At 67.1% G+C, this 683-nt stretch carries 1 protein-coding gene; it reads left to right on the top strand.

Annotation, left to right across the window (positions count from 1 at the left end):
- Positions 1 to 592: transglutaminase-like domain-containing protein (locus F6Q13_RS19000; protein WP_293059828.1), on the top strand; the 592-nt coding region annotated here is incomplete at its 5' end.
- Positions 593 to 683 lie beyond the last annotated feature (91 nt).

Genomic DNA, 683 nt, shown 5'->3' with positions numbered 1-683 from the left:
GCAGCGTTTCACCCGGGCGGCGATCGGCGAGAGCAGCGATCCGGTGACATGCGCCCAACGCCTTTTCGTCGCGGTCCGCGACAACATCTGGTACGACCCCTACAGTGCTGACGACGATCCCGGGCACTACCGTGCCAGCTATGTCGCCACCGCCGCACGCGCCTACTGCGTCCCCAAGGCGGTTCTGCTCACCGCGGCGGCCCGCGCCGCAGGGATACCAGCCCGCTTGGGTTTCGCCGATGTGCGCAACCACCTGCAAACCGACACGCTGCGTGCCCGGATGGGCGGCACCGACGTGTTCGCCTATCACGGCTACAGCGAACTGTTCGTCAACAACCGCTGGGTCAAGGTCACACCGGCGTTCAACGCCGAGCTGTGCGCCCGGTTCGGTGTGCCCCCGATCGACTTCGACGGCGAACACGATGCGCTCTTGCACGCCTATGACAGCGAAGGCCGCCAGCACATGGAATACCTGCACGACCGGGGCTGGTATGACGACCTTCCCCTCGACGAGATCGTCACCGAGCTGCGCCGGCGATACGGCCCGCTCCTGCCGGCACCGTCAACCGAGCGCGACGCTTTCGCCCAATAGATTGCGACGGAGAGCGCGGCGCTACCGCAGGTCCGTCACGCAGCGGAACCCGATGTGGGTGGTCGCGGTGTCCTGCGACTGCGGTGACCGC

The organism is Mycobacterium sp., from assembly GCF_008709575.1.
Taxonomy (GTDB): Bacteria; Actinomycetota; Actinomycetes; order Mycobacteriales; family Mycobacteriaceae; genus Mycobacterium.
This window is presented reverse-complemented; position numbering and strand designations above follow the sequence as displayed.